This is a genomic window from Trichlorobacter sp., assembly GCF_030247655.1.
Lineage (GTDB): Bacteria > Desulfobacterota > Desulfuromonadia > Geobacterales > Pseudopelobacteraceae > Trichlorobacter.
In genome coordinates this window covers 1-8,767 of sequence record NZ_JAOTRZ010000117.1, presented here as the reverse complement: position 1 = coordinate 8,767, position 8,767 = coordinate 1, and the positions used below count along the sequence as shown (strand labels likewise).

At 57.4% G+C, this 8,767-nt stretch carries 8 protein-coding genes; 1 reads left to right on the top strand and 7 read right to left on the bottom strand.

All coding sequences use genetic code 11. The annotated features are described in order from the left end of the window. Window positions 1-33 precede the first annotated feature (33 nt). Together OEL57_RS10700 and OEL57_RS10695 are read right to left on the bottom strand one after the other, a co-directional pair. The gene (locus tag OEL57_RS10700) at window positions 34-2,745 is read right to left on the bottom strand and encodes a DUF2339 domain-containing protein (protein ID WP_300740525.1); all 2,712 of its coding nucleotides are present in this window, start codon (window positions 2,743-2,745) and stop codon (window positions 34-36) included. 3 nt (window positions 2,746-2,748) lie between these two features. After that, a complete protein-coding gene (locus tag OEL57_RS10695; protein WP_300740523.1) occupies window positions 2,749-2,949 on the bottom strand; it encodes a hypothetical protein in 201 nt (66 codons plus the stop codon). 158 nt (window positions 2,950-3,107) lie between these two features. Here OEL57_RS10695 and OEL57_RS10690 point away from each other — a divergent pair, with 158 nt between their 5' ends. Then, window positions 3,108-4,475, top strand: a complete 1,368-nt coding sequence (locus OEL57_RS10690) for a sigma-54-dependent transcriptional regulator (RefSeq protein ID WP_307726512.1) — start codon at window positions 3,108-3,110, stop codon at window positions 4,473-4,475. A gap of 107 nt (window positions 4,476-4,582) precedes the next feature. Here the strand turns inward: OEL57_RS10690 and OEL57_RS10685 are convergent, their stop codons facing one another. From OEL57_RS10685 to OEL57_RS10665, 5 genes are all read right to left on the bottom strand, one after another. After that, window positions 4,583-5,227, bottom strand: a complete 645-nt coding sequence (locus tag OEL57_RS10685; protein WP_300740521.1) for a lysophospholipid acyltransferase family protein — start codon at window positions 5,225-5,227, stop codon at window positions 4,583-4,585. Continuing rightward, window positions 5,221-5,859: a lytic transglycosylase domain-containing protein gene (locus OEL57_RS10680; RefSeq protein WP_300740519.1), complete on the bottom strand. Its 639-nt coding sequence runs from the start codon at window positions 5,857-5,859 to the stop codon at window positions 5,221-5,223. The genes OEL57_RS10685 and OEL57_RS10680 overlap by 7 nt, the downstream gene beginning before the upstream one ends. A gap of 136 nt (window positions 5,860-5,995) precedes the next feature. Next, window positions 5,996-6,931, bottom strand: coding sequence for a phosphatidate cytidylyltransferase (locus tag OEL57_RS10675; protein WP_300740517.1), 936 nt, complete (start codon window positions 6,929-6,931; stop codon window positions 5,996-5,998). Further along, the gene (locus OEL57_RS10670; RefSeq protein ID WP_300740515.1) at window positions 6,928-7,563 is read right to left on the bottom strand and encodes a CDP-alcohol phosphatidyltransferase family protein; all 636 of its coding nucleotides are present in this window, start codon (window positions 7,561-7,563) and stop codon (window positions 6,928-6,930) included. Before OEL57_RS10670 ends, OEL57_RS10675 begins: the two co-directional genes overlap by 4 nt. A gap of 159 nt (window positions 7,564-7,722) precedes the next feature. Continuing rightward, on the bottom strand, window positions 7,723-8,700 hold the full coding sequence (locus OEL57_RS10665; protein WP_300740513.1) for an amidohydrolase family protein: 978 nt from the start codon (window positions 8,698-8,700) through the stop codon (window positions 7,723-7,725). Window positions 8,701-8,767: the final 67 nt, after the last annotated feature.

The following is an 8,767-nucleotide window of genomic DNA, read 5'->3' as shown; positions in this document are numbered from 1 at the left end:
ATAAGAGACAGCCCTTGTGGTGATGATCCGGGGCTATTCTTGTTTCGGTGGCACCGGTGCAAACCAGCCGATCACCAGCAGCAGTAATCCTACGGCAACAAATGATACGATTCTGGCCACGGTACCGTGACCTGCAAGATCTACCATAAACAGCTTGGCAACCACAACCCCCAGTAGCGTTGCTCCGCAGATCCAGATCAAACGATGACCGTGCCGGACCGCATACAGGGTGGCAAGCAGCGCCAACAGACTCCAGAAGATGGAGAATGATGCCTGGGCCAGGGGCGAGTGCAGCATGCCGTGGGCCGTGAACGGTACCTCACCCCAATAGTGCAGGCTGCGGGCCAGCATGCCGTTCAGCCAGATAAAGCAGACAGCGCTGAAAACGGCAGCGATCGTAGGCTGCAGCTCATGCAGCAGTTCCTGGAATGCCTGTTCTGTATACAGGCTGCGGAGCCAGATCAGCGGCACGGCAATGGCAGCCAGGATGGTCAGATCAAACTGATTCAGCAGCGGCAGCCAGGGTAGGGGGCTGCTGTCGCCAACGCAGGTCAGGGAGCTGACCACCACCCAGCCCAGGGACCAGACCGCAAGGGGCAGGGCGATGATCCCCTGGTAGGTAATCCGTTCCTGCCGGAACGGCCAAACCCTGGTTCGGTTCCCGATCAGCAGCAGCCCAAGCAGGCTGATCGGCATCACCACCTGGCTGATTTCCTGCCAGCTGCCCTGCTGCAGCATGGCAAACGATACCTGCCAGCCCAGCTCAAGGGTGCCCAGCAGTGCCAGCAGCCAGACCAGCAGGGCATGGGGATATGGTTTAAGTGTGGCAGGCAGCAATCGGTCATGGGAATACAGCAGCCACCAGCTTGCGCTAAAGGCGATCGGCCAGGCAAACCAGCCGCCATGGGCCAGGGGATGGGCAGGAAACCAGACCACTGCGGCAGCAGGCAGCAACGGCAGCAGGATCAGGCTGGTCCAGCTGAAGTTCTGCCACTGCAGTTTGCGTGCAACTAAGCGGATCAGCAGGGCTGAGAGAGCGGCACACAGCAGGATCGCTCCATACAGGAATTCTTTGTCCAACGCATGTTCCAACTCACGCAAGGCACCGCCAGACCACCAGCAGATCCCCCAGGCGATCAGTAGATACTCAAGCGGTTGTTCCCATTCCTGATGCTGTTGCTTGTGACTATGCAGCAAAAAGGCACTGTACAGGCCGGACAGGCTGATGAGCAGGCAGCCAAGATAGAAGCTGTTCAGCATCGGCATGCTTCCGGTGGTGTGGGCCACGCCAGAGGCAAAGGCAAGGCCGGACAAAAGCTGCAGCAGGTAGCCACTGCCCCGCACCAGTTGGCGTTCTGTCCTGAATCCCAGCCAGACCATGGTTGCTCCTTCCAGAGCCCAGGCAGCGGAGGTCCAGCGGCCATCAAAGGCCAGCGGTATGGTCAGGGTGAGCAGTATGCCTGCCAGGGCCAGAAATGATTCCGCCAACGGACGTAGTTGCAGGTCACGGTTCCAGAGTAGACGACAACAGGCCAGGTAGCAGAGCCCGGCAACCAGGGCACTCCAGGCCATGCCGTAGCGATAGTCACTGACCAGTGCTGATTGCAGGGCAAAGGCAGCCAGTGGTGTGCCAAATACGATGGTTGCATCAGGCATGCGGCGGAGTTCAGGCGGTTGCCTCAGTGCAAACAGCAGGGCAACCCCCAGGTAGACCAGAAAGAACAGGATCAGGAACGGTTCAACAGAACTGAAATACGCAGGTTTGTAGTAATTTACCCCCCAGAGTGTGCTGAGCAGGAAGGTGGCAATGAAACCGGTCAGGTTGATGGAACGCCATGAACGGAACCAGGCGATGCCGATCACAACGGCGTTAAGCACCGTGTAATAGCCAAACAGCAGAGCCGGATCACCGATCCCCACCGAAGCCAGAAAGGGGGCCGCAAAGCCGCCGATAATGCCGAACAGGGCCATGGTGCGTGACTCTTGTAGCAGTGCCAGTGTGGCACACAGGCCGGAGATAACCACCAGCAGCGCAAAGGAAGGAACCGCCGGGATCAACGCATACAGCCTGAAGGCCGCATAGCTGACAAGGTAGAGAATGCCGATGCCACCACCCTGCAGGGCCAGAGCGTATTCGGCCCGCTTTGTGCGTAGCTGCCAGCCGATTGCCAGCAGTGCCGCGCCTCCGGCAGCAGCGCTAATCAGGCGCAGCTCAAGGGGAAACATACCACGCAGAGCCGCATACTTAACCAGAAAGGCGATGCCGCAAAACAGGATCAGCACCCCCAGTTTTACCAACAGATTCTCACCGTTAAAAACAGTGTGCAGTGCGTTTTTAAACGCCGATGGCTCGGCTGGCGTTTCCGGCATAGGGGTATAGTTAAAGGTATAGACAGGCTCGCTTTTAGCGGTTGCGGCCGCGGTGGTTTTGGGTGCTGCCTGTTCCTGTTGCCAAGCTTGTTGGGCCGGCATTGGCTGGGCCAGCGGGGCAGGGGTGGCCATGGCTGAAGGTTCCGGCATGGGTGCCTGATCCGGCTCAGGTTCTGTTTGCTCAGGCTCACCCCGCAGATGTGTGGACAGCCGTGATCTCAGCCACTCCAGCTCCTGCTGCTGCTTGTTCTGGCGGCTGTGCAGCAGCTGCAGGCTGGAGTAGAACCAGCCGATGATCCCGCCTGAAACTGCGCCGGGGAACTGAAACAGCATGCCGCCTGCAATGATGCCGATACCTATGAACAAGAGTGTCATGGTCTACCTCGTGGTGCTGGCGTTAAAGGTGTTAATCATAGTGCTGTAACTGCCGTTCATCTGTTCTTCAGCAGTCTGAGAGCGATCTGCGGTTGCGGCATGGCGATGCTCAATGGTGTGGAAAATCCCGTTTGAGATGATGATCGTCAGTGTAAAGGCGATGATCGGGATAATGGTAAAGATCCGTTTGTTGATGGTTTTCATGGCTTCCTCCCTGCTGCGTTCGTTTCTGCTTTGCTAAAACTATTACAGAGAGTGTGCCAAGGGTGTTTGTGTAGTTATTCCGGTGCGCTAGCTGATGTGTTACGCCATGGCTGTAAAAGTCTTTGACATTTATTGTATCCATTGTGTACATTTTGTGTATGACAAAGATATTAACTTTATCCCCTGTTGATCGAGATTTCCTGCACGATGTGGCCCTGGCCGCCTTTGCCAACCCCTTTAGCCCTGAACGCGCAGAGCTGGATTTGAAAATTTCCGGCTGTGACCGGACTTGTGGTCGCGATGAGCTATTTGAACGGGTGGTACAGCGGGTGGGAGCGCGGCTTGATGCCCTGCGCAGCAGTAACCGGCATGACCCGTTGCAGTATCGTGGTGATGACCGCAGTCTGCTGCAGACCGCCTTTCAGTTTGCCATCTACCATACCTACCGTGAACCGTTTGACCGGTTCATACTGGATCAGCAGCAGGCCGGTGATCGACCGATCAAGGTGCCATTCGGGGCCGAGGTGCTGCTTGAGCTGGAGCGTCTGGGCTACTCCGGTCCGGATTGCCGACGTTATCTGGAAATTTTCTACCAGATCCGGCGGGCCTTTTACTTCATCGATACCAGCCTGACCGGGCTGTCTCCCTGCATGCACACCCTGCGGCGTCAGCTCTGGAACAACATCTTTACCTGCGACATCAACCTGTATGACCAGCGGCTCTGGAACCGGATGGAGGATTTTTCCACCCTGCTGCTGGGCGAAACCGGTACCGGCAAGGGGGCTGCCGCTGCCGCCATCGGCCGTTCCGGTTTTATCCCGTTTGATGAGAAGAATGGCTGCTTTAGCGACAGCTTTACCCGCACCTTTATCAGCCGTAACCTGTCCCAATACCCGGAATCACTGCTTGAATCAGAACTGTTCGGTCACCGTAAAGGGGCCTTTACCGGTGCCATTGATAACCATGAAGGGGTCTTCAGCCGTTGTTCGGCCCATGGTTCTATCTTTCTGGATGAGATTGGCGATGTTGCGGTGCCGGTGCAAATCAAGCTGCTGCAGGTGCTGCAGGAGCGGACCTTTGCGCCGGTGGGCAGCCATGACCGGCTGAGGTTTAATGGGCGGGTCATCGCCGCCACCAACCGTCCGCTGGATGAGCTGCGTAAAAACGGCCAGTTCAGGGATGATTTTTACTATCGGCTCTGTTCGGATCAGATTATTGTGCCACCGCTCAGGCAGCGCTTGCAGGAACAGCCGTTAGAGCTGGCTGCTCTGGTTAAGAGCATTCTGCAGCGGATGCTGGGCCATGAATGCAGTGCCATGTCCGTGGAGATCAGTGAAGGCTTGCGCCGCTCGTTGGGGCCGCAGTATCCCTGGCCCGGCAATGTGCGGGAGCTGGAGCAGGCGGTGCGCCGGATGCTGCTGACCCGTCGCTATGAAGGCGATACGGTGGTGGTGGGCGGTGGTGATCTGCAGGATTCTCTCCTGGCCGGGGTTACATCCGGCAGCCTGGATGCCGGTGGCCTGTAGGCTGGTTACTGCGGGTTGTTGTACAAACGGTTGGGGAGCTATGAAGAGGTGGCCCGCCGGACTGGTTTGGACCGTAGAACCGTGAAAAAACATGTGGTGGCTGCGCTTCAGGAAGAAGCGCCGTCCACCTGATCTTCCAACTGCTGCATGGTTGTTGCCAGCTCTGCAGTAAATAGCTTGGTATCGCCGCTGAAACAGCGCGCCGCACCAACCGCGGTCTTACCGCAGAACGGCACCAATACAAAACTGCCCCGAGGCAGGCTTCTACCCAGGTTTCGCATAAAGACCGGTATCACCGGCACCTGGGGGAATCGTTTGGCCAAGTGCGCCACCCCCGGCTTGATCTGCCCCAACTCCTCCGGTTTGCCCCTGCTTCCTTCTGGAAAGATGATCACGATCTCTCCCTGTTCTAGCGCCGCTGCAGGACCGGCCAGCGGGTCGGCATGGAAACTGCCCCGTTTCCGATCCAGGGGGATGATTCCCAGCAGTGTGCGGGAAAGCCAGGAGGTGATTGGTGTGCTGCAGAAGTAGTCGGCTGCTGCCACGGGCCGCAACAGGGGAATGGCCTTGAACGGCATCAGGGCGATCAGGTAGAGAATATCCAGATGGCTGTTATGGTTGGCCGCAATAATGGCCGGACCGCTGACCGGCAGATGCTCATGCCCCTTGATGCAGCGCCCAAGCAGCAGTGACACCAGCGGGCGGACCAGGCAGGCCAGAAAGATAATCCTGATCAGGCGTTGCATCACCATGGTACCGGAACCGGTGCAGATGGCTCACCAGCAGGCGCTGGAGGTGGGTGATGCAGCTTTGCTTTGGGCAGCCGGGTATAGGGGACAAACTTTAGCACCTTCTTTTTAGGTACCTTGCGTCCCTCCTGTTTTGCAGCCACCACCTCCTCTACATGGGCGGTTAAGACCGCTTCCATATCCTTGTCCATCGGTTGTGGTTCCTTGCCGCTCTTCAGGCGCTCCAGTTTTTCAAAGATCTTTTTAGCGTAGATCTCGCTTTTTTCTGGGGTCTGGCTGTTGTAGCAGCCAACCGCCCGCCAGTTGTAGCCGTACTTGCTGATACAGGCCGCCAGAATCCAGGCGCCGGTTTTGGTGTTGTAGCAGGCATCCCCCAGATGCTTCCAACGTTCCAGTCCCAGTGTGCTTTTCCAGATGGTGTTGATCTGCATCAGGCCGACATCATAGCTGCCGTTGGTGTTCTTTCCAACCGCATCCGGTTTGTTGCTCGACTCTACCCCGGCAATGGAACGCAGCACCAGCGGGTTGATGCCGTACAGTTGTCCGGCTTCTTCAAAGCAGTAGGCATGGGCGTTGCTGTTGAAGAGAAGGCTGATAGCGCTGAGAACGTAGATTATGAGGTGTTTGGATGTCATGCTAGTCATTTCCATGGATGCTTTTTTAACCACCCTCGACCCCTCCTTGTCTAAGGAGGGGAGCACAAGAGCAAATCCCCCTCCTGGTCCAGGAGGGGTTAGGGGTGGTGCATTTCGCCTTGAGTTGAAGTTGACCTTAATAAAACAGATACCAGGTCAGATGAAAAAACACCGGCGCAGTGTAGGTCAGGCTGTCCACCCGGTCAAGTATGCCGCCATGTCCCGGCAGGCTGCTACCGGAATCCTTGACCCCGATATCCCGCTTGACCGCAGATTCCACAACATCGCCGATAAACCCGCAGCAGGCCAGCAACGCACCGACACCGGCTCCGGCCAGATGACTGTAGGGGGTAAGTAGCGGCAGCAGGAAGGCGGCCAACAACGCACTGGTTCCCATGCCACCCAGAAAACCGGACCAGGTCTTGCCGGGGCTGACCTTGGGGATGATCTTGGGGCCGCCCAGCAGTTTGCCCCAGATAAACTGAAACACATCATTCAGTGCGGTCATGATCACCAGGCAGAGCACATAGCCCAGGCCGTGTCCCACGCCGGTCACCGGCAGTTGCATCAGATAGGCCACATGGCTGAGGGAGAAGATCGTCATCATCGCCACCCAGTTCAGCACCCCGGCAGAGCGGATAAAGCCTTCGGTTTCACCGGCCAGCACCAGACGCAGCGGAATAAACAGGAACAGCCAGACCGGAATAAAGATGATGAACATGCCGTACCACTGCATCCCCACCCAGATGTACTGGATCACAATGGCTGGGAAAAGCCAGAACAGGGCGCCGCGGTCTGCCGGACGGGTCTCCAGCAAGGTGATGAACTCACGCAATGCTAGAAAGCTGATGAACCCGAACAGCCAGGGGGCAAAGCCGGGCCGCCAGGTGCCCAGGCTGAACAGGGCGATGATCAACAGCCAGGTGCGAGAACGGATCAGCACCTCGTTGTTTTTTAGCACCAGACCGGCCAGCATGCCGATGACCGCGCCGCCCACCATCAGCCCCAGCATCAGAAAACCGTGGGGTAGGGTGGCATAGCTTGAGCCGAAAACCCATTGGTGCAGATTCATGCCCGTGCCTCCTGAATCCCCCGGCGAACCCGGTTGATGATGGTAATCAGTGCCAGCAGGCTGGCGATCAGCATCGCCCAGTTCATAACAATGCCGTGCAAGGCCTGCCTGTTTTCAAATACCGCCCAGGCGGTGAACAGTCCCAGTGCTCCGAAAAAGACCGCCCGGTCACTCTTGCCAAAGGGGCCGTCATAACGGCGGGAAGCGCCAATGGTCTTGCCCTGCAGTCCCACAAACTCGGTCAGGCAGCAAAGGCCGATCATCAACACCCAACCCAGACCATGGGCCATCAGATCCAGAAACGGCAGGTACAGGGCAGCGTCGGAAACCACATCGCCAACCTCGTTCAGGTAGGCCCCGAACAGGGATTGCTGGTGGTGCTCGCGGGCCAGCATGCCGTCAATGGCGTTCAAGGCCATGCGGATAAACAGGAACAGTCCCAGAAACAGAAATGGGTACGGGTTGGGGCCGTGGTCAGCAAAGGGCTGGTAGATCCAGACACCGTAGGCGATGGAGCCCAGCATGGCCGCCAGAGTAACTATGTTGGCGGTCACGCCGATCTTTGCCAGCAGGTTAACCAGCGGGCGGAGCAGGTTCTGGAATTTAGGTTTCAGGTCATAGACCGATGGCATGGGGTGGTTCCTTTCAAACTTCTCGCAAAAAACACCTTCACCCCCCCCTTGTCAGGGGGGAAGTCTTCAGGCCTTCCTGGATTTACTCCCTCCCTGACAAGGGAGGGTTGGGGTGGGTTAATGCTTGTAAATCTTTGCGTTCCTTGCGTTCTTTTACGGCTAAATTTTTAACAAACGCGCCGGATTGCTGAACACCTCTTCCGGTACACCTAGGGCACGTTTCAGCTCCAGGTCCCGGTCCCAAGGGTTTTTAATAGCCATCAACCGGGCCACGGTCCAGGGAGCCAGTCGGGTCAGGTGCCCCAGAGGTGAGACCAGCAGGGTATTGGTCAGCGGCATATCTGTACCGTAGTGCAGCCTGCCATGCAGGTGGTGTTGTTGAATCAGGCGGCGCAACTGACCGGGCCGGTTGATCTGGGTCAGGGCAGATATATCAGCATGCAGGTTGGGGTGCTGGTCGCATAGCCGCAGGAAACGCGCAAAGTTATGTTCACCTTCGTTTGCGCCGTTGGCAGCGGCATGGGCGGCAATTACCGTTACCCCATGCTCCAGTGCCAGCCGCAGTCGCTGCGGATCCCCCAGCTCATTACGGGCATAGGTGAACGAGGCCTCATCGCCGGTGTGGGTCAGAAGCGGCAGGCCATGCTGTTGCATCCGTTGGTAGAACGGCACCAGCCGTTTATCAGCCAGATCAATATGCTGGATCGAAGGGAGCCATTTCATCAGCACCGCGCCTGCCTCAACCGCCTTGTCCAGCAGCTCCAACGCATCCCGGCGGTAGGGGTTGATACTGGCCCCAAAACGCAGGTTGGGGTGCTGTTTCACCGCCTCTGCCAGAAAATCATTGGGAATGTACATCTCGGTACAGCTTTGGTCCAGCTCACCCTGGCTGTCCAAAGCCCCATCCATGGCTAGTACCACGGCCATATCCACCTTGCCGGAGGCGGTTAGAGATGCTGACAAACGCTCCAGTACCAGCTTGTCACCATGGTGCAGTAGTTCATACTCCTGTACCCCAAAGGAGCTCAGGTAGACCCGGTACTTCCAGCTTTTGCGCAACTCCGGGGAAATGAAACAGCCGGAGTTGCCGGAACCGATCCCGGCGGTGTGACAGTGTATGTCGATGATTAGGTGCATAAGTCCTGTTTCTCGCCAAGAGCGCTAACTAATGGATAGCGTTAAATCTGCTTGCTCATTTTTGGCG

Excerpts from the sequence above, each read along its gene's own strand:
- OEL57_RS10700 (WP_300740525.1), bottom strand. The coding sequence starts at position 2,745 with ATGACACTCTTGTTCATAGGTATCGGCATCATTGCAGGCGGCATGCTG.
- OEL57_RS10670 (WP_300740515.1), bottom strand. The coding sequence starts at position 7,563 with ATGCCATCGGTCTATGACCTGAAACCTAAATTCCAGAACCTGCTCCGC.
- OEL57_RS10690 (WP_307726512.1), top strand. The coding sequence starts at position 3,108 with ATGACAAAGATATTAACTTTATCCCCTGTTGATCGAGATTTCCTGCAC.
- OEL57_RS10675 (WP_300740517.1), bottom strand. The coding sequence starts at position 6,931 with ATGAATCTGCACCAATGGGTTTTCGGCTCAAGCTATGCCACCCTACCC.
- OEL57_RS10695 (WP_300740523.1), bottom strand. The coding sequence starts at position 2,949 with ATGAAAACCATCAACAAACGGATCTTTACCATTATCCCGATCATCGCC.
- OEL57_RS10680 (WP_300740519.1), bottom strand. The coding sequence starts at position 5,859 with ATGACATCCAAACACCTCATAATCTACGTTCTCAGCGCTATCAGCCTT.
- OEL57_RS10685 (WP_300740521.1), bottom strand. The coding sequence starts at position 5,227 with ATGGTGATGCAACGCCTGATCAGGATTATCTTTCTGGCCTGCCTGGTC.
- OEL57_RS10665 (WP_300740513.1), bottom strand. The coding sequence starts at position 8,700 with ATGCACCTAATCATCGACATACACTGTCACACCGCCGGGATCGGTTCC.